We start from the raw sequence: 20,387 nt of genomic DNA, 5'->3' as shown, positions 1-20,387 counted from the left end.
AAAACATCATAAATGTCATCATCCAAGACCAAAGTGTTTTTACAAAAAAATTACGAAAACTTGTGTTACCAAAATCAAATATGTCCCTACAAAGTGTAAAAAACATTGTTGTGTCACTGTTGAATATTGTCCAGTCAAAAAAAGAAAACATTATTAATATTCTTTTGCCCTTCTCTATAGAGAAGGGTTCTTTCTATTTGAACTAGATTAATACCGGATACCATTAACCTATCAAAAAAGTTGCGGTGATATTTCACCGCAACTCCTTTCTTCCTTATATACATATTCATCAAGTTTTGGAGAGTTCAATAAATCCTTCACCGAATACATCACGCACGTCATGAATGGTGATAAAAGCAATCTCATCTTCCGCTCGTACAATCTTCTTCAGCATAGAAACTTCCTGCTTACTAATCACAATGTATAGAATTTCTTTCTTATTTTTCGTGTAATAGCCATGACCAGACAGGACGGTTACTCCGCGATCCATCTTCTCAATAACTTGCTTCGCGATTTCATCCTGTTTGGAAGAGATAATCATGACTGCTTTTTTCGGATTGAGTCCTTCAATAATGAACTCCATTGTTTTGGTTCCGACAAACAGCAAGACAATTGTACACATTAATCCTTGCGGTCCAATGATGAAGTATGAGGAGAAAGCCACAATCAGATCGAAGAACAGAAGTCCGTAACTGATATTCCAATCCAGATATTTGTTGGCAAGTCGGGCCAGGATCACTGTTCCCGCCGTTGTGCCTCCCACTCTAACAATTAAGCCAATACCAAGACCGGCAAATACTCCTGCAAAGATGGTATTGATCCAGAGTTCATCCGACGCAATCGTCCAACTCTCCGTCAGATGCAGGAACAACGAGTTGAATACAACCGCAATAATCGTATACACCGTAGTTGTTTTATCAAGAAACCGGTATCCTACAATTAACAAAATACCGTTCAGGATCAAGTTCATCAGTCCAGGGGACCATTCAAACAGGTAATACAAAATAATCGTGATACCCGTGACGCCACCTTCAGCCAAATCGTTCGGGATGACAAACAGGTTCACCGCCAGTGCAAACAGAAATGCACCTGCCATAATAAATAGGATATCCGTAATTCGTTTCTTCATTATGCATTCCATCCAATCCATCAGAAATCAACCTAATCGACCCGTCTCATAAGTTGTCATAACCACTCAAAGATAGATTTTACCATGCTCTCAACAAAATTTGTATACATAATACAAATTGTTGCGTAATTTGTGCAAAGGAATTTGTAAAACCTGCTCTTCCGTCTTCTGCAGAGCTATTGAGCATCATACACCCATGACAAATGTCATGGTCCGTCATTGATATTCATCATTACAGAAGGCTGACGTTTATGACTTACTGTCATGTTCGGATTGTTTTACAATGATAAAAACGCTTCCTACAGGAAAGTCTAGCGGGAAACGCCAAGTTGTAGCTGATTACAGTTATAACGATTGAGGAGGACACAATTTTATGAACAGATCAAAAGAAATGGCCTTAAAAAAAGAAGTTACCCCTTACGAAAAAAATGATCTCAGATTAAGTATCCGTCAGTTAATCAATACATTGCTCCCGCTCTTCTTGTTATGGGCTGCAGCTTACTTTAGCTTATCGGTTTCCTACTGGCTGACCTTCCCGATTGCTTTGGTGGCATCCGGATTTGTACTTCGGACCTTTATTATTTTCCATGACTGCTGTCATGGTTCGTTCTTCAAGAGCAAACGCGCCAATGATATTCTCGGTACCATTACGGGTGTATTAACAGTCACACCTTATCAGCAGTGGAAAAACGAGCATTCTATCCATCACGCGACAAGCAGTAATCTTGACAAACGTGGTGTAGGTGATATCTGGGTTATGACGGTTGACGAATACAAAGCAGCTTCTCCTTGGGGACGCCTCTTCTATCGGATTTATCGTAACCCGTTTGTATTGTTTTGTATCGGACCTATTTACGTGTTTCTGTTGGCTTACCGTTTTAACCGTAAAGGTGCAAGACGTAAAGAACGCATCAACACACATCTGACTACCGCATTGATCGTAGTGCTCTATGCATTCATGTCCTGGTTAGTCGGATGGCAGGCTTTTGTAATGGTGCAGGCACCTATCTTCTTCTTCTCTGGTTTCTTTGGTATCTGGCTGTTCTACGTGCAACATCAGTTCGAAGAGACGTATTTTGAACATGAAGATGAATGGAGTTATGTAAAAGCAGCTGTTGAAGGCAGTTCTTATTACAAATTGCCAAAATTATTGCAATGGATCAGTGGTAATATTGGGTTTCACCATGTGCATCACTTGAGCCCGCGTGTACCTAACTATTTCTTGGAAGAAGCACATAACGCAACACCACCCTTGCAAAAAGCTACGACTATTACACTACGTTCCAGTCTGGTTGCCCTGCGCTTCCGTCTGTGGGATGAAGATTCCAAACAGTTTATTAGCTTCAGACAGCTCAAAAAGCTGTCCCGCAAGCCTTATATTCAACCGACTATCCGTGTAACGAATCCAGCGGGTCTGACAGAGAAGCCTTAACTCTGTCGGATTCGTTTTCTTGTGTTCAAGCCATAGTCATGCTACAGTCATGCTAAAGTTGAGTACAAGTACAAGGAGGAGAATTACATTCAAAAGTGGATGCAGATTTTTTATAAAAATACAGGGTTGAACCCTTATGTATGGCTCGTCTTTTTCATCCTGCCCTTCTATTACATTTCACAATATTCCAAATTATGGACGATGGTAACAGGCATTATTATCATTCTCGTTTTCTTCGTCTGTTATCTGCTCGCCTTCATCACCAAGGGCTGGCAGGTATACATGTGGATTGGATTGCTCATTGCCATATCCATTACGATGACGATTGCCTATGATTATGCCTACTTCTCATTGTTTCTTGCTTTTTTTATTGGGAATATTAAAAATAAAGCCGGTTTCTTCACCCTCTACTCGGTGAACTTGGGAGCCAGTTTCCTAACCATTAATTATGGTTTTATCAATCAGAGTTCATTGCTCGTGAGTCAGTTCCCGTTTGTGTTCATCAGCTTAATGGCCTCCATCCTGCTTCCAATCAGTACGTATAACAAAAACAAGACTGAACAATTGGAAGGCCAATTGGAGAATGCGAACAAGCGACTTGATGATCTCGTAAAAATGGAAGAACGCCAGCGTATCGCTCGTGACCTGCACGATACACTTGGACAGAAGCTCTCTCTGATCGGTCTGAAAACCGATCTGGCGAGACGGCTGCTCCGCAATAATCCCGATCAGGCTGAGATCGAGTTGAACGACCTCAGACAAACGGCAAGTACAGCTCTGAAGGAAGTCCGGGAAATGGTCACCACCATGCGTGGTACACAATTGGTTGATGAACTGTTCCGGGCGGAACAGATTCTGAAGGCCGCTTCGATTGAATTTGAGCTGGAAGGCAATCCGAAGTTACAGGATACGTCACAATTAAATGAAAATGTGCTCGGTATGTGCTTGAAAGAAGCTGTCACCAATGTCGTCAAACACAGTCAGGCAACAACATGTACCATCACCATTAAGGAAACACTGGCGGATAATGTGTTAACCATACAAGATAACGGTGTTGGAATAGAACGAACTCGCAAACAGGATCGGCGCGGAACAGGAATTTTGGGCATGAAGGAACGACTTGAATTTGTGAACGGTTGTCTGGATATTCGCTCTGCAACAGACATCCCGGGTACAGCGATCATTATTCATGTTCCCAAACTCGTCCGCAAACCGATAAAGGAGGCAGAATCATGATTAGAATTGTAATCGCGGAAGATCAGCGCATGATGCTTGGCGCCTTGTCCTCCCTCCTCAATCTGGAGGAAGATATGGAAGTTGTCGGACGTGCCAGCAACGGCCAGGAAGCCCTTGCCCTTGTCCAGGAGCTTGCACCAGACATCTGTCTGATGGATATAGAAATGCCCGTGAAAAGCGGCCTCGAAGCTGCAGAAGAACTTAAAGGAATGAGCTGTAAGGTCATTATCCTGACCACTTTTGCCCGGACCGGATATTTCGAACGTGCCCTAAAGGGCGGTGTCCGTGGTTACCTGCTCAAAGATAGTCCGATTGAAGAACTTGCCGAATCCATTCGCCAAGTCATGAACGGCAGAAGAATCTTCGCTCCCGACCTGGTCGATGAAGCTTATGTAGAAGAAAATCCCCTGACAGAACGGGAGAATGCCGTACTAGGCCTCATGGCAGATGGGAAAAACACCAAGGAAATCGCCGGGCATCTTTTCATCACAACGGGAACAGTGCGTAACTACATCTCCATTATTCTCAACAAGTTAAATGCCAGTAACCGCATTGAGGCCATCACTCGCTCCAAGGAAAAAGGGTGGTTCAAATGAAAGTACCGCTTTAACCCACTGAAACAAAAATAAACATGTGTCCCGGCTGCATAAGCTGCGATAACATGCTCCAAATAAAAAGCTTGGCCCAGGAAAAAATTGCTGGGCCAAGCTTTTTTATGTGTATCGTAACAACCCAACACTCATTTCTTCTACATTGCAGAATATCCGTAAAACACTCAAGATTTCACAGATACAGCCAAGCCAAGAGCTTCTAATGGCACTTGATCGGTCTTAAGCTGATGAATTTGGTTACCGTCCTGCCATGAGATCGTTACATGAACTGACTTTCCACCACTTGGATATTCAACCTTGATATACCCTTTATCTTTGGGTACAGGCAACGTATGGGACTCCAGGTACTCTACCATTTTCTTCGCTATGCCCGGATTATTCATTTCATCTTCGGATACCGAACGAATTTCCAGCGTCCATCTACCTTCTTGCCAAGTCAGATATTGACTGCCTGCGGCACCTTCACTCATGCCTTTGATGCCATGTCCCAGATCCACAGCCATATCTGCTGGAATATCTTTCAGGTCCGTCTCAGGGAAAATTTCTGGCTGATTCGGGTCCTTATAGGTCTTCACTTCATAGGAAGCCAGTACAGGTATCTTACTATCGGATGCAGTTAAAGATTGATCATTAATGGCAACAGACTGAGTGGTAGCATAGAAGTTTACCTTAAATGCATCAGCAGTATTGGACAGTATTGCCGCACCCAAAGATGTACCCTTGTCCAATGTGAATGAAGTGGGTAACGCTGCATCCTTCATCTTCAGTTGGTTGCGAACTTGTTTGATCATATCATTCACACCTGATTGACCAGTAGCAACATGGTTGTCGCCCGCCTGCGATCCTGATGCTTCTTCATTATCTGTTGTGCCCGTATTCGCTTTGGTTCCTGTTTCATTTTCATTAGAAAAATCAGCACCACCGCTGCCGGTCTCGGTCTGTTCACCCACTGTTGTCGTTGTTGAAGAACTGTTCTCTGATGATGCTGCATTTGAATCCGGTCCGCCACATCCTGCCAGAGCAAGTAAAACGGCTGTCGTTACTGGAATCGTGATCCATAATGGTTGTTTCTTCATGATGTGTACCTCCTTCGTTGTAGCCAATCTGTAGAAAAATTAAAAAGATTAACGCTTGTCGTTCCAGAAGTTAACCGGCTGCACTTTTTTGCTTAATACTTCAAAACGATACCCTTCTGCCTTCAATGTTTTCAACACTTGCGGTAATACTTTCAGCGTTGCTTCCTGGTCGTGCATAAGCACAACTGGCGTTGTTCCGCTCTTTTGCACATTGTGGATCTGCTTCATTACACTGTTATAGACTTTCTGGTGATCTTTCTGGTATTTCCAGTCTTCCGAATCCACATTCCAATCCCATAGATGGAATCCACCCTGGCCCAGCAGTACATTACGGAATGCCGGTTTGAGATATGGTTTACTACCATATGGCGTCCGAACGAGACTTGTTTTAACTCCGGCAACCTTATTCAGACTTACATTGGCCTGTTGCATCTCTTTCAATCCGCTATATGCAGATTTATAGAATTTGCTTGGAACGTGAGTCACACCATGCAGACCCAATCCATGCCCGTCAGCTACGATTCGTTTGGTAGCCTTCTGAAATTTCTCCATTTGAGGACCCAGCATGAAAAACGTTGCCTTTGCATTATACTGATCCAGAATATCCAGTAACTGACCCGTATGAGCGGTTGGCCCATCATCAAACGTCAGATATATGATTTTGGAATTTGCTTTGCTTGCACCACCCTTGGATGCAGCTGATTTGGCAGATACCGACTGCGGCAATAGTAGTGGAATGATTAGTAAAATAGCAAGTGTGAGCATGATAGATTTGCGAATATGTAACATAATTAAAAATCTCCCTTGTGTGTTATATTTCCCCGGGTGTCCATGTTTTTCTACCTTCATCCCTTGGCGATTAATCCTAATACTATCAAAGATAGTCACTCCTGTTCTCGCTTCAAAGGCTACGGTAGAGTTACACTTTTGTCAGATAAACCTAAAATTTAATACGAATTTGATAGATTTAAGTAAAAAAAAAGATCCCGTCAGGATAGATCAATTGTGACATATCCTCTATTACCCACATTCAGAATTTTGATAGACTTTTACTCCAATTCAAACAAATCTATACAATCATTAAATATCGTTGCATGCAAAAAAACCTGCACAAGTGCAGGCTTCTTTGTCTTCAATCAGCATATGGCATCAAACCATCATCCCTTGCAAGGGGATTGCCCCCATTGCTTTCAGGATCATTACCTCATGCTGTATGTACATGGTGTTTTGACGCTGGAATCTTCTCGACTCCCTACGTGCAATTTATTCAGTTGGAGCAGTGAACGAACGTTTGCCAAACTCGGCATCCAGCATATAGAAGGCATTGCTGTCTTTTTCAATGCGGCGAAGCTTCTGAATAATATTGTCAAACAAAGCTTCCTCTTCAACCTGCTCATCAATGAACCATTTCAGGAAATACATCGTTGCATGTTCACGTTCATTCAGAGCGATGTCAGCCAGATTGTAGAATTTTTTCGTGTTTTGCTGTTCATGAGCATAACCATGCTCAAATACATCCAGCATCGAAGCATATTCATTCTTCGGTTCTGGCAAAGCCGCAAGTGTGGCACGTTGTCCACGATCATTCAGGAATTTGTATATTTTCATGCCATGGAATCGCTCTTCTTCCGCTTGCACGATGAAGAAGTTCGCAAATCCATCCAGACTTTTGCTGGAACAATAGGCTGCCATAGCCAGATATACATGAGCGGAATAAAACTCAAAATTCATCTGTTCATTTAAAGATTCTGTTAACGCTTGGCTCATAATCAAAACACCTCTTTCTTTCTCTAGGGATGGTTACATTCTAACATAACGTAAGCAGGACTTACACCGATTTTCTACAAAATTCGCCAATGACTGAACGAACAAAAAAAGCTCTGCCGCGATGGCAGAGCTTCTTTCATTCTTTAGAGATATGCAATTATACCAAGAACGCTTTGGAGATGATAACCAACAGGATGAACAGAACCAGAATGGCACCTACAGAAGTGAAACCTCCGTATCCGTAGCCTCTTGTTTCTCCACCTAATACTTCGCTCATTGACCGTACCTCCTCTGCAACAGGTATGGGTTATCTTATGCAGGAAGAACGACTTTGACAGGGCGGATGCCCTAATTATTCAGATTGCTGTTTTTTTCATTCAGTACCGGGGAGATTGCACACGCATGATATCCAGAAAAGGTACCTTCGCTGTGAACTCTTCTTCGGTATACTCTACATGCACAAGTCGTGTACGGGAGTCCATTTTGACGATGACTCCTTGCACCTGATCTTCCTTGCCCCATACCGTCAACAGTACTTCCGAACGTTCCCGAAAGGCTTCAACCAGCTGGTTTCCCAACTCTTCAAGTTCAAACTCATCCCGTGTAGGTCTTTTTGCTACTTTTGCTTTTGCCAATGTGGCTGCCTCCTCTACTCCGACGTCCCGATTCCACGGGTTGATTGCCGAGTTCATATTCAATTAGTATACCATTCATTTACGTTCGTGTAATCTCATGGCATCCAGAATGAGCAAATTCCTCAGGCAATTTACCGTTAACCGTGATACCTCCTATTCTTCTCCATACTCCACAATGATGCTGTACTCATTCGATCGGGTTTCTCCAGCCCGTTTTTGTCCATTCCATTCATACGTGTACCTGGCAATCAAGTCTCCTTGCAGCGTCCCCGCCTTCTCAGAAGCTAACTGCGCTACATACGAGATGTTCTTTTCCGTTCCAGGCTCAATCACGCCCACATGCAGAACCCGTGGTGTGGAATACTCTGATATGCTCAATTGGATCTCACCCGTAGCTTGCCCAAGCCATCTGGCACCCTCAGGTAAAATGCTCCCAAGTTGTACACGTGCCGGCAAATTGCCCGTATTCCCCACACGTACCTGAAAAGTGACGGTACCTCCCTGCTCGACCAATGTGGGTGTCACTTGAACATAAGCCTGAATTATCGGCGCTTTTAATTCGACCACAGCTTCATTGGATGTAATCATCCGCTGCACTGACCGTGAATCCGGCAATCGAAATGTATACATCAGGCTAGCATGATTCACATACCTGTAGTCCTCAGGCATCGATTCATCTCGATCTGGAAGTTTCGCTTCGAACTGAATATTCAGAACCGAACGGGCTGTCAACGTCCCCAGATTAAGCCCTTTAACCAGATTGGTTCCGGGACGTTTAACCCCATTCCAGCGCAGACTGCCTTCAACAAATGTCACACCTGTTGGCATTACATCCAGGAGAGTTCCATCCACCGCATAACTGCTTGCATTGGAGACGGTAATATTATATTGGACGGCATCACCCAATGTGGCCGTTACCGGGAGCACACTTTTCACCACAGAGACCTGGGGCTGTATCACTTCCAGGGTAACCTGATTGGAGTAGACCGTCTCCTGCTGTCCTGCTGAAATATACGCCAGTACGGCTAAACTTGATATTCCGTTTGCATCGCTTCCCCCCATAACCTGAACCCGATATTGTATCCTAATTGAGCTTCCGGGCAAAATCTCTCCAAGTTGTATGCCCGTATCAGGCGTTACTTGTGGCGCAAACATTTCATCTACGATGACACTCGCAGGTATAAAAACAATACCCTGTGGCAAAGAAATCGTTACTTGGGCATTCGTGGCCGCAATAAAACCCGGATTGCTCACGATGACGGTGTACATGACAATATCCCCTGAGAAGGTATAGATGTGATCCGCCTGCAAGGAGATCTCCAGCCGGGATGAGACCAGATTGACCTCCACGATATTGGATTGTTCCATACCTGTAACCGTTCTGCCTTCCGGTGTCAAAAACTCATAGTTAACCTGTGCCTGATTCAACAGCTTCAGTGTCTCAGGTAAACGCAATATTACAACTTGGAAGTGGTATCGCAACGTGGCTCCGGGCTCGATTTCAGCTGGAGGCAATCCTCTCTCCGGTGATGCTCCCGGTAACGGAATACCATCACGTAATACACTGTTGGGAAGCAGTGCCGTCTCTGCAGATAGCTGATCCAATAGGCGCACTACGGCCGTAAGATTTCCGGTGTTAACAATTTCAACACGGTAGATAAGAGACTGCCCCAAGGCAGCCTCCGTGACATTGCACACTTTTCTGACTTCAAGCCTGGGGCCGATCCACGGTGTTACAACCGTATTCGAATAAGATACCTGTTCCAGTTCAGTCGCACCCGAGCTGAATCGAACCAGGGACTGATTCTTTAGCCAGTGGGACAACGGACCGGAAGATTGGCTCATATCACCACAACCTCTACTCTGAATGTAACCGTAACGGAAGCACCCGCAGCAATCGAACCAAGCGTGATGCCTGTATTCGGATTCCCTGTTGGTCTTGGCACACCATCCACCGTAACACTTCCTTGCACAAATACTGTACCGACAGGTACCGGGTCAACCATGACCACATTATTCACCACTTCAATGCCGCTATTAGTTACTACAACCGTATAGGTGATTACATCACCAACAACAGCATCAATGGCACTTGTGCTTTTGGCAACAACAACATTTGGTGCAGATACCGGGATAACCAGAACATTCGAAGATACGGTGCCCGTCAACAGACGGCCATCGGGTGGACTAAATGTATAGTTGGCCACCGCCTGGTTAACCAGTTGCTGATCCTGCGGCAACGTATCTACAGTCACTTCGAGGGTAACCGTTACAATAACCGTACCTCCGGACGGTATGGTACCCACAACGATACCCGTCTCCGGATTGGCACCTGGCTGTGGAACACCATCAATCAGAACACTGTTGGGAAGCAGTACGGCTCCATTCGGTATATTGTCCGTTAATGTCAAATTTGCATCAAGATTCCCGCTATTGTTAATGGCAAAAGAATAGGTGATAGTGTCACCAATCGTTGCATTGGAAGTGCTCCCTGTTTTGGTTACGGCAATAATCGGCTGATAGATTGGTGTTACAACCGTATTGGAATACGCTGCTCCCGAGAAAACACCCGATGTGAAACTTACGGAAGACTGACTGCTCACTTGTGGTGGTGTTGGCAGTGTATTGACCCGAACTGCATACGATACCGCTATCGATGCTCCAGGTGCCAAACTACCAAGGGCTATGCCCAGCGCAGGGTTGGCCAAGGCACGTGGGACGCCGTCCACCAGAACACTGCCTGTAACAAATGTAGTGGCTGGGTTGATCGGATCGGTGATCACAATGTTGTTTACCGGGTCAATTCCTTCATTGGTCACAACCATCTCGTATACAATCGTATCGCCCACCACAGCATCAATCACCGGAGTGGTCTTCACAACGCTGACATTCGGAGCAGATACTTGAATGTTGAGTGCGTTGGACGTAATCGTGCCTCCAAGTGTTCTTCCATCAGGTAATGTGTACGAAAATGTAGCAGAAGCCTGATTGGTGATGGACTGGCTCAAAGGTAATGTCACAATCACAACGGAGAAGGTAACTAGAGTTGTTGTAGAAACGACACCAAGCGGAATACCCGAAGCCGGATCTGCACCTGGTGCAGAAGCCCCGTTAATAATAACGCTATTTGGAACAAGCTCTGTTCCGGCTGGAATGGTATCGGTCAACGTGACGGATGCCCCATAGTTCCCGGCATTGGAGATGGCGATGCTGTACACAACGGTATCCCCTACCGTTGCTATCGTCTGATCTCCCGTTTTCACTGCCGACAGAATAGGTTGATAGACCGGAGTTGTAACTGTATTGGAGAATGTGGTCGCTGAGAAAGTACCTGATGTAAAGCTGACCGTGGACTGATTGTTTAACACTGCACTTGCCGGGAGCGCCGTAACCTGCACACTAAATACAACGGTTACCGTAACACCAGGTGCGATGGAACCAAGTGTTATTCCCGTAGAAGGATTGGCACCAGGGCGCAGAACACCATCGACAAACACGCCGGTTGGCGCAAGAACGGTACTTGTCGGCAATGCATCCGTGAAAACCACATTGTTCACCGTTGCAATTCCGTTATTGGTTACAGCGATGCTATACGTTACGACATCACCAACAGATACCGCCGTTGAAGTTGTGGATTTGACGACATCGACATCCGGTGCCGATACAGTAATGGTCAGCACATTGGATAGAACAGACCCCGTGATGTTCCGCCCATCCGGCAATGTATATGATAGAGCTACCGTAGCCTGATTCACCAGTTGTTGCGGACTTGGCAGCGTATCAACAACTACTGAAAAGGTAATGGTGGTCGTAGCTCCGGGAGCCACATTGCCTGCGGGGATGCCGGTTGCCGGACTTCCTGCTGGCAGCGGTTGACCGTTCACAATAACGCTATTTGGAACAAGGATGGTTCCGGCTGGAAGGTTATCTGTCAAGTTAATCTGGGCTCCATAGTTTCCCTGATTGCTCACGGTGATCGTGTAGCTGACCGTATCCCCAACGGTAGCGTTTTGTGTACTGGCTGTTTTTTGTGCTGAAAGAATAGGCTGGTACACCGGAGTGACCACGGTATTTGAAAAGGTTGTGCTTGAGAATGTACCTGAGGTAAAACTGACCGTAGAGCGATTGCTCAACTGATTGCTTGGCGGGATCGCGTCGACACGGATACTGAACGTGACCGTTGCGGACGTTCCGGGCCCCAATGTCCCAAGGGATATCCCACCTGCCGGATTGGCTCCAGGTTGCGCAACCCCATTCACTGTGACACTACCTGTAACAAAGGAGGCTCCGGCTGGAATCGGGTCCGAAAACTGAATATTGTTCACTGGTGCAATTCCACTGTTAGTCACCAGAATGGAATAGGTCACCGTATCGCCTACCGTAGCCGCAGTGGAAGCTGTGCTTTTGACAACAGCGACGTTTGGTGACGAGACCGGGAACGTGAGCGTATTCGAAGTGGCTGAGCCAGTCAACGTCCGCCCATCTGGAGGTGTAAAGGTAAAGGATGATGTAGCAAAATTGCTAAGCTGCTGCGGAGATGGAAGGGAATCCACAACAACAGCAAACGTGACAACAGCCGTCGCCCCCGCTGCTACAATGCCTACCGGGATGCCAGCTGCTGGCGTCGCTCCAGGTTGGGGTACACCAGATACCACAACACTGTTAGCTACTAAAGTAGTCGCAGCTGGAATGGTATCTGTCACTGTAACATTTGCCTCCAGATTGCCTGTGTTGCTAACCGTTACCGTGTATACAACCGTATCACCTACGGTTGCATTGACGGTATTTGCCGTTTTGACAAGTGAAATCTGCGGTTGTATGACCGGAGTCTGAGTCGTATTGGACGATGATGACCCTGAAAATGAACCGGATGTGAAGCTGACCGTCGACTGATTGTTAATCTGTGAAGGAATCGGCATGGTAATCGTCACCTCAAAAGTTACGGTAACCTCGGCTCCTGGAGCCAACGTACCGATTGGAATGCCGGCTGTCGGATTGGAGAGCGGGAACGAAGTCCCGTTCACAATGACACTTCCGGGTACAAATGGGGTATTTGAAGGAAGAGGATTGACATATACCACATTATTAACGGCTACTGTGCCGTTATTACGAATAACAGATGTGTATCGAATGACATCCCCGACTACGCCGTACTCTACATTGTCACTGTTAACAATCGTAACATTGGGTAGAGACACTGGAATAGTGATGGTGTTTGATGACGAGAGACCGGCAATCGTTCTCCCACTTGGCAGCGTGTAGGCAAACGAAGCAACCGCCTGATTAATTAACTGTCTTGCATCTGGCAAACTGGTAACCGTCGCAACAAAGGTGACTGTTGCACCTGAGCCCGCAGCAATCTCTCCTAGACTGATTCCTATCTCCGGGCTGACCCCAGGTGTAGGTACGCCATTAATAATGACACTATTTGTGCTGAATACTGCTCCTGCTGGAATGGGATCAGTCAAGGTAACCGTTGCAGCTATATTACCTGTATTGTTAATTTGGATGGTGTAATTAAACGTATCGCCTACCGTCAAACTTGTTGTACTTGCTGACTTCACCACTTGGATCACTGGCAGAAATATGGGGGTATTTACTGATATGGAAGAAGAAACACCATTAAAACTGCCTGATGTAAATGCTGCATTGGCCCGGTTACTAACCAAACCCGTGGGTGGAACAGAATTCACTCGGGTCTGATAGGTCACAGTTACACTGCTTGAGCTATTCAATGTACCCACTGCTATTCCCGCAACGGGGCTTGCGCTTGTAACAGCAGATCCATTAATCGTGACACTACCCGGGACAAATTCAGAGCCGGATGGTGCATCCGAAATCACCAGATTTTGTACTGCACTAATTCCTGCGTTTGTTGCAACAACGGTATACGTAAGCACATCTCCTACTGTCGCATCCGGTGTATTTACTGTTTTACTAATAGAAACATTGGGAGCCGATGCAGATATACGAACGATATTGGATAAGCTGCTGCCTGAGAGATTCCTTCCACTTGGAAGCTGGTACGTATAACTTGCTGTCCCTTGATTCTCCAGTGTCGGGGGAGTCGGAAGTGTGGTGAGTGTAGCGCGAAACACCACCGTAGCCGTAACTCCCGGCAGGAGGCTGCCCAGTGTTATTCCGGTTAATGGGCTGGTTCCAGGACGTGCAGTACCATTCACGGTTACCGAATCCGGGACAAACGTCAGTCCCGCTGGAATCGTATCGGTCACATTTACTTGAGTCGCTATGTTTCCACTGTTCGTGACCACAAGTGTGTATGCAATCTGATCCCCCAGTGTCGCATTGGTTTGGCTTGCCGACTTGTTGATACCAACAACAGCTTGGTATACAGGGGTTGTAATGGAATTGGAGTTGGAAATACCCGTGAACGCACCTGAGCTATACGATACTACCGCTCGGTTGACTAACGAACCCGAAGCAGGCTGGGACTGCACATTCACCTGAAACGTCACCGTTGCAGAACTTCCGGCCGCCAATGTCCCAATAGAGATACCACTGCTCGGATTCGCAGACGGTACGACAGTTCCCCTTACGGTTGCACTGCCGGGAACAAAAGTTATTCCAGCAGGGAGCGCATCTGTAAGTACCACATTGTTAATCACCTGAATACCGCTGTTGGTAGTAACTACGGTGTACGTGAAGGTCTCCCCGACAGCAACATCGGTGACTGATGCTGATTTTACCGTGGTCACATTGGGCAAGGTTACCGGGATTGTTAAGGTATTCGAGGCGATGTTTCCCGTGATCGTCCGACCATCAGGTGAATTGAAGGAATAAGAAGCCGTAGCCTGATCCACAAGAGTCGGCGGTGTCGGCAAGCTTGTTACAAGTACCTGAAAGGTCACGGTATTGGCACTTCCTGCCGCAAGGCTCCCCAGATTAACGCCGGTAACCGGATTGGCGCCAGCAATCACATTTCCATTCAGACGAAAGCTGCCTGCTACATATGAGCTACCACTTGGAATGTTATCCCTCAATGTAACGTTGGCAGCAACATTCCCTCCGTTGTTCACTTGGAGTGTATAAGTTACCAGGTCACCCACCGTGGCATTGGTGGTACTCGCCGATTTCACAATGGACAGGTTTGGCGAATAAACAGGAAGGGTGGAGTTATTGGACGGAATAACTCCGGTAATGACCGGCCCCCCTGCTACGCTTTGAAAGGTAAAGGCTGCATTGGCCGAATTCACCAGTTGCAGGATGCTTGCATCCTGACCGATGAGTGCTCGATAGGTTACAACGACACTGCTGGATAAAGTTAACGAACCCAGCGGAATGCCTGCCGTCACATCAAGTGTTGGACGGGATACACCTGCAACAGTGACACTGCCTGGAATAAAGGTAAGACCTGCAGGAAGTGAATCGGATAAAACAACACTGGCCGCACTCGCAGTGCCTGCATTGGTAACGGTAACCGAATATAAAATACTATCCCCGGCAACTGCACCGGCGGCGACCGTTGCCTTAGCCAATGTGATCTTGGGTGCATTAATATCAACTTGAATTGCATTGGCGTTGACAATGTAGGCATCCCCCGAGGTGGTTAATGTCAACACCGCAGATGACTGGTTATTGATCAACCTTGCTGAAACATCCACATTGGTAATATCCCAGCCTTGACGTCCACCGATAATATTGGTGCCTGGAGCCCCGTTGATCTGATTTCGTGTCCCAAACGTTCCTGTTGTATTAAGCGCTCCGGTATCTCCGTTAATCTGAGAAGCAAAAAAGTTCGCAGCTAGATTATTGGGCCCGGACAAAGCAACCGATGTAGCTGAGGTTGGCCCGAATAATGCCTGGTCACCGGTCCGGTTCGCGTCGCCCTCCTGCGCACTGAACAGTATTCTTCCTCCCAGTACACCGGAAAGGGGCGTTGCAAATCCAGTCAATGTGGTAACGACAGGTGGTGAAGTGGATTGAACGAGTACGCCTCCTGCACGCAAAGACATGTTGCGAAAAGGCAGATTGGGATTCTGATAAATGACTCCAAGTGTCCATCCCGCATGATTGGCCGTGGAATCATTTGTAATAACAATAGTCCCTACTACTGCTCCGGTGATATATGTACCTGCTCCCCCATTTTGTACAAGTGTCGTCACATTGGCGGAACGTACATAGCCAGCAGCACCGCCCCCAAGATCAAATTGATTGTAGGTAAGTGGATCGGGGGTAACACTGGAAGTCCCTGCCGGTGTAATAAACGTAACCGGATTGTTGATGGCAGCACTCAGATTGACTGTACCATTGATGTAACTGCCGCCCCAGATCAATTCTGCATACAGAACGGTACTTCCAGCCGGCAGCGTAAGAATGGCTGCTGAACTGTTGCTCTGATACAGGCTTGTCGTTCCCAGTGGATAGGTGCCGTACTGGAGGCTGGTGTTGGTTGTGATAAAACCTCCAATACTGTCCTGTGTTCCGGGTACCCCCGCTGTTTCCGAACGACTCAGTCCAAGCGTATTTCCTGTAAATGTAATTGCTCCCGTAGCATTAACGGTTGAACGAACGACAAGAGGAATGAAGATCACCTCCCCTTCATCAATGATTTCCTACATATGGAACGGAGCCATGTATATAGTCTATGAGTGTATCGTTGAGTTTTGTTTGTCCTCCATAAAAAGTTTGTGACAACTCGAAACTTCTGTGAGTTTTGTTCTCACATAACAGTTAAATACATTTGCGTTTTGTTCATTGTGATTTATAATCATCATATACGAGAGTAATTCTGTCGTACCATTATGATGCAGTCAGCGGTGATATATGAAAGGTTTCCATACGCGCAATAGCCATATTCCAACAGAATACGAGTTCAAACATTCCAAATGGATTCAAAAAATGCTCCATGCCTACTGGGTTGTTATCATTGCACATTTCGCCATTCAGATTGGCTGTTTCCTGTTTCTGGAGTATGAGCGCACACCGATAGATTTCTTGATGAATGTGCTTTTCTGGCCTACGGCCGTCAGCAGTTCATGCATTTTGTTCGCAAGTTGGGTTGATCGGCGCTTCAGTTCATATTCCTTTTACACCATGTCTATAGCCAGCACGGTTATCGCCTGGACGATTATTCATGTCAATTATGACATTCGGATTATATTAGCAATCTGTCTGTTGCCCATCTTTGCTTCGGTACTGTTCTTCAGTAAAAAAAGAGTCTGGATTGTCTTTCTGATGCAGATGATTGGTTACCTTCTGGTTTTGTTCGATCCGGCCTACCGGTTGTACCTGTCTTCATTTGACATGGTATCCATTCCGGCTTTTCTAATCCTTGGTACATATGTAGCACAGGTTATCGTAACCAGCGGCGTTGAAGTTTTGGAAGATCTTCAGGCCAGTATGGTTGCCAAGCAGGACCTTATTGTGCGAAATGCCATTATGACCAAACAGTCCAAAACTGACGGTTTAACGAACCTTTATAATCAAAGCTCATTCAAGGATTATTACGAAAAAGCATTTGAGTATGCCAACAGTGGCTTGAGTTTGCATCTGGCCCTGATCGATATTGATGACTTCAAATCCATTAATGATACGTATGGTCATCGGGTTGGAGACATCATTCTGGAGAAAGTGTCCCTGATCATTCAGGAAACGATTACCTCAAGTGATATTGCAGCACGGTACGGGGGCGAAGAGTTCGCCATATTGATGTTTGAGCAATCTTTCAAGCAGGCCTATGCCTTGGTGGAACAGATTCGTCAGAAGATTGCCCTGATGGGCCATCTGGAACTTGAAGGAGCTTCCATCACGGTGAGTATCGGTCTCAAAAGCTACAGTCCTAATCTAAGCAAAGACAAATTGTTCGAGGAAGTGGATGCCTGTCTGTATGCCGCCAAACGAACAGGTAAAAATAAAACCGTAACATCACTTGATCTGACTCCGTCTCCTTCGTAGAGAAAATATAAATAAAAAAGTTGTGCTGTACACCGGAATTCCGGTTTGTACAACACAACTTTTTTTGGGTTTGCTTATGATCAATTAGCCGATCTTCTCTCTAAATCCATACCTGCAACTATGTCTGTACATCATTCCGCCCATTCCCAGCGATGACGATTTTGCTCCAGCCTGGGATGCAGGTATTCGGACGATCCGTCAATGATGAGACGCAGCTCTTTGATCCAATCCTTGAAGGAATCAAATGAAGCAAACATATTCGCCATCTCTATCGTCAAGTATAGAAAGTGAGGGGCTGGATATTCCGCAGTGATATGGCGCAACGCGCTATCCACAGGTGTATATTTCTTTCTCTTGCCCTCAAGCCCCTCCACACGTATACGTGAAGTTGGATGTTCCCGCCGCCAATCATGCAGGCGGTCTTCTCTTTTGTAATATGCCTGTATTGTATCCTTGCTCATTCGTTTAAACGTGCTCTCATGTAAAGGATACAGCACAAGCTGTATGAATGAACGGGTATCCACCGTTGCAGCAGCGCGCTCGAGTTGCTCATCCGTCACATGTTCAAACGAGTCATAAAAAGTCAGTGTGCCTTTACGGCTGGCCGCAGGTGGCTCATAACCATAAGGTACAGATGTATGATTTCCAGACATTTCACCCCTCCTTGTCTATACGCACATTCGCACAAAGGTAATTGGGATAACCCAGCTATTGTTATTATACGCTAACGATCCTGCTTCAACTCGGAATAAAATGTCATTCTGTTCTTGCCTGCACGTTTGGACTCATACAAAGCTTCGTCCGCCATCCGAATAATCTCACTTGGGTTGTCGCTGTTGGTTGGATATTCAGCACCTCCAATGCTACATCCAATTCGAATTCGCTCGTATTCGATAATAAACGGCTTGTTCAGACTTTGAATGATGGCTTCTGCATAAGCCATGGCTTCTTCCCTCGGATGACTTCCAACAGACTGAAGTACAATCAGGAATTCATCTCCGCCCAATCGGACTGTTATACCCTTCTCCTGACCAAGAGCCGACAGTCGCTGGGCCACTTTCTGTAGCAGCACATCTCCAGTCTGATGTCCAAGTGTATCGTTGACCCGTTTGAATCCATCGAGATCCAGATAGAGAAAAGTCAGCGTGTGATTTTCACTTTCGGTCTCCAGAGACTCCTCCAGATACACTTCAAGAGCAGTGCGATTCGGCAGACTAGTCAACTGATCAAAATGCGCCAGATTCTGCATCACGACGAGCTCTGAGTTTTTATTCATAAGAGAGGTCAGCATATCCCGAAGCGAACGGGACAACACTTCAATCTCCTTTATCCCCTTATTCGCAGGAATCTCAAGCTCTTCCCCTGCACGCAGTCGATTGGCTACTCTGGTAAGACGCACTAGTGGGGAAGAGATCAGACGTGAGACAAACCAGCCAATCAGTGCAAACAGCACGGTAACGGCGAGTCCAGACCACACATTAAACCACATCAGGTCAAACACAGAAGCAAAGGCAGAAGACTTGACTTGACGAATGACTACGGTCCAGCCTAATCCGGGGTAATCCAGATGACCCTGGCTGTAGGCAAACCCTGTCACATATTCATTACCGTCAGGCCACTTTTCAATGGACCAACTGCTTTTGTTGCGCTGGGCCTCTTCGATGCCGGGCAGTACCAACGGTTTACCAACCCATTCCTTCGGCCCCAGCAGCACTGTATGTTCCTTTTTGCTCACGATAAAGAACTCAATGTCTTTTTCTTCCCTTTTCAATGGGGCAAGAACGGATTCCTCGACTTCCTTCGCCCATTCCCAGCTTAAATGTGCAGCGAGCACACCTTGAATATGTCCTTTGCTATCCTTCAGCGGAAAACTGATATCGACAAATTGCAACGGCTCTCCCGTTGGATTCGGAAGCAGCTTGGCAAGAAGTACTGCATTATGCACATCTCCAATGAATTTACCCTTGATTCCCTCCTGATACACAGGTCGCTCCGATAAATTTTCCCCAAGCAAGATACCATCCGTGGCAGCTAACACTTTTCCTTTTGGGTTCATGAATCCAACCCATGAGAATGAGGGAAAGCTATCTTGTAACTGATCCAGCAGCATCTGAATCTCATCAGGTTGGAATCCATCTTCCAACGAAACCATCCGGCCCAGCAGGTCCAGTTCACCCGCGCGAGCGGACATGAATCGATCCAGCTTGTCTGAAGCCTGTGAGGCCGTGCCTGTAAGCGAGTGACCAATCTCAGTCTCTACAGCAACAAATGACTTTTGGCTAAAAATAGACCCAATCGTCAGAGTAACCAGCAGGGATAACACAGCGAAGATGACTGTAAGCACAGTTCTAATTTTGAATGACATTACTTCCTCCATTACACGGTGAAACCATCTTGCTTTTCAACATAACTATGCTGTAAAGAGTACACGGAATGTCACCTCGGACGTGTCTCAAAACTCGCTGAAGTGCATCTTTTACCGCCTTTTCGCCCCCTGCTGCGTCACTTTCCCTTGACGTGCCCCGGCACGCCTGCGGAAAACTTCCTGGCTTGGAACGAAAATTCGGCAAAATCTGCTTCTTCGGA

Annotated in this window: 14 protein-coding genes; 4 read left to right on the top strand and 10 right to left on the bottom strand. The window is 46.2% G+C overall.

Features of this window, described 5'->3' with window-relative positions:
* Nucleotides 1–289: 289 nt before the first annotated feature.
* A complete protein-coding gene (locus MKY87_RS28885) occupies nucleotides 290–1,129 on the bottom strand; it encodes a YitT family protein (RefSeq protein WP_062834072.1) in 840 nt (279 codons plus the stop codon).
* Nucleotides 1,130–1,502: 373 nt separating this feature from the next.
* On the opposite strand from MKY87_RS28885, the gene MKY87_RS28880 reads away from it, so the two are divergent.
* The 3 genes from MKY87_RS28880 to MKY87_RS28870 all read left to right on the top strand — a co-directional run bounded on the left by MKY87_RS28880 (nucleotide 1,503) and on the right by MKY87_RS28870 (nucleotide 4,393).
* Entirely contained in the window at nucleotides 1,503–2,561 is a 1,059-nt protein-coding gene (locus MKY87_RS28880; protein ID WP_339784179.1) for a fatty acid desaturase, read from the top strand.
* Nucleotides 2,562–2,648: 87 nt separating this feature from the next.
* Nucleotides 2,649–3,797, top strand: a complete 1,149-nt coding sequence (locus tag MKY87_RS28875; RefSeq protein ID WP_339790662.1) for a sensor histidine kinase — start codon at nucleotides 2,649–2,651, stop codon at nucleotides 3,795–3,797.
* Nucleotides 3,794–4,393: a response regulator transcription factor gene (locus MKY87_RS28870; protein ID WP_036608692.1), complete on the top strand. Its 600-nt coding sequence runs from the start codon at nucleotides 3,794–3,796 to the stop codon at nucleotides 4,391–4,393. The genes MKY87_RS28875 and MKY87_RS28870 overlap by 4 nt, the downstream gene beginning before the upstream one ends.
* Nucleotides 4,394–4,572: 179 nt before the next feature.
* Here MKY87_RS28870 and MKY87_RS28865 read toward each other — a convergent pair whose 3' ends face one another.
* The 7 genes from MKY87_RS28865 to MKY87_RS28835 form a co-directional block, all read right to left on the bottom strand.
* Complete coding sequence (locus MKY87_RS28865) at nucleotides 4,573–5,484, bottom strand: hypothetical protein (RefSeq protein WP_340967220.1); 912 nt, start codon at nucleotides 5,482–5,484, stop codon at nucleotides 4,573–4,575.
* A 48-nt stretch (nucleotides 5,485–5,532) separates the two neighbouring features.
* Nucleotides 5,533–6,273, bottom strand: a complete 741-nt coding sequence (locus MKY87_RS28860) for a polysaccharide deacetylase family protein (protein WP_339784181.1) — start codon at nucleotides 6,271–6,273, stop codon at nucleotides 5,533–5,535.
* A gap of 474 nt (nucleotides 6,274–6,747) precedes the next feature.
* On the bottom strand, nucleotides 6,748–7,251 hold the full coding sequence (locus MKY87_RS28855; protein WP_339784182.1) for a ferritin: 504 nt from the start codon (nucleotides 7,249–7,251) through the stop codon (nucleotides 6,748–6,750).
* A gap of 157 nt (nucleotides 7,252–7,408) precedes the next feature.
* Nucleotides 7,409–7,528: a hypothetical protein gene (locus tag MKY87_RS28850; protein ID WP_017688846.1), complete on the bottom strand. Its 120-nt coding sequence runs from the start codon at nucleotides 7,526–7,528 to the stop codon at nucleotides 7,409–7,411.
* Between the two features lie 100 nt (nucleotides 7,529–7,628).
* Nucleotides 7,629–7,886: a YolD-like family protein gene (locus MKY87_RS28845; protein ID WP_036608707.1), complete on the bottom strand. Its 258-nt coding sequence runs from the start codon at nucleotides 7,884–7,886 to the stop codon at nucleotides 7,629–7,631.
* 153 nt (nucleotides 7,887–8,039) lie between these two features.
* Entirely contained in the window at nucleotides 8,040–9,731 is a 1,692-nt protein-coding gene (locus tag MKY87_RS28840) for a DUF11 domain-containing protein (RefSeq protein WP_339784183.1), read from the bottom strand.
* Nucleotides 9,728–16,438 (bottom strand): DUF7507 domain-containing protein, encoded by a 6,711-nt coding sequence (locus tag MKY87_RS28835; RefSeq protein WP_339784184.1) that lies wholly within the window; start codon nucleotides 16,436–16,438, stop codon nucleotides 9,728–9,730. The genes MKY87_RS28840 and MKY87_RS28835 overlap by 4 nt, the downstream gene beginning before the upstream one ends.
* Nucleotides 16,439–16,670: 232 nt before the next feature.
* Between MKY87_RS28835 and MKY87_RS28830 the strand changes: the two genes are divergently transcribed.
* Entirely contained in the window at nucleotides 16,671–17,801 is a 1,131-nt protein-coding gene (locus MKY87_RS28830; RefSeq protein WP_339784185.1) for a GGDEF domain-containing protein, read from the top strand.
* A gap of 131 nt (nucleotides 17,802–17,932) precedes the next feature.
* Here MKY87_RS28830 and MKY87_RS28825 read toward each other — a convergent pair whose 3' ends face one another.
* Complete coding sequence (locus MKY87_RS28825) at nucleotides 17,933–18,454, bottom strand: hypothetical protein (RefSeq protein ID WP_340967219.1); 522 nt, start codon at nucleotides 18,452–18,454, stop codon at nucleotides 17,933–17,935.
* 71 nt (nucleotides 18,455–18,525) lie between these two features.
* Nucleotides 18,526–20,166 carry a sensor domain-containing diguanylate cyclase gene (locus MKY87_RS28820; RefSeq protein ID WP_339784187.1) on the bottom strand — a complete coding sequence of 547 codons (1,641 nt, stop codon included), beginning with the start codon at nucleotides 20,164–20,166 and terminating at the stop codon, nucleotides 18,526–18,528.
* Nucleotides 20,167–20,387 lie beyond the last annotated feature (221 nt).

The sequence above is a fragment of the Paenibacillus sp. FSL R7-0198 genome (assembly GCF_038000415.1).
GTDB lineage: Bacteria > Bacillota > Bacilli > Paenibacillales > Paenibacillaceae > Paenibacillus.
Note: the sequence above shows the minus strand (reverse complement) of the source record. Positions and strands in the feature narration are given on the sequence as shown.

What these genes read in the sequence shown, in the direction of transcription:
- MKY87_RS28830 (WP_339784185.1), top strand. Translation starts at nt 16,671, where the DNA reads ATGAAAGGTTTCCATACGCGCAATAGCCATATTCCAACAGAATACGAG.
- MKY87_RS28865 (WP_340967220.1), bottom strand. Translation starts at nt 5,484, where the DNA reads ATGAAGAAACAACCATTATGGATCACGATTCCAGTAACGACAGCCGTT.
- MKY87_RS28860 (WP_339784181.1), bottom strand. Translation starts at nt 6,273, where the DNA reads ATGTTACATATTCGCAAATCTATCATGCTCACACTTGCTATTTTACTA.
- MKY87_RS28820 (WP_339784187.1), bottom strand. Translation starts at nt 20,166, where the DNA reads ATGTCATTCAAAATTAGAACTGTGCTTACAGTCATCTTCGCTGTGTTA.
- MKY87_RS28825 (WP_340967219.1), bottom strand. Translation starts at nt 18,454, where the DNA reads ATGTCTGGAAATCATACATCTGTACCTTATGGTTATGAGCCACCTGCG.
- MKY87_RS28850 (WP_017688846.1), bottom strand. Translation starts at nt 7,528, where the DNA reads ATGAGCGAAGTATTAGGTGGAGAAACAAGAGGCTACGGATACGGAGGT.
- MKY87_RS28870 (WP_036608692.1), top strand. Translation starts at nt 3,794, where the DNA reads ATGATTAGAATTGTAATCGCGGAAGATCAGCGCATGATGCTTGGCGCC.
- MKY87_RS28840 (WP_339784183.1), bottom strand. Translation starts at nt 9,731, where the DNA reads ATGAGCCAATCTTCCGGTCCGTTGTCCCACTGGCTAAAGAATCAGTCC.
- MKY87_RS28855 (WP_339784182.1), bottom strand. Translation starts at nt 7,251, where the DNA reads ATGAGCCAAGCGTTAACAGAATCTTTAAATGAACAGATGAATTTTGAG.
- MKY87_RS28880 (WP_339784179.1), top strand. Translation starts at nt 1,503, where the DNA reads ATGAACAGATCAAAAGAAATGGCCTTAAAAAAAGAAGTTACCCCTTAC.
- MKY87_RS28885 (WP_062834072.1), bottom strand. Translation starts at nt 1,129, where the DNA reads ATGAAGAAACGAATTACGGATATCCTATTTATTATGGCAGGTGCATTT.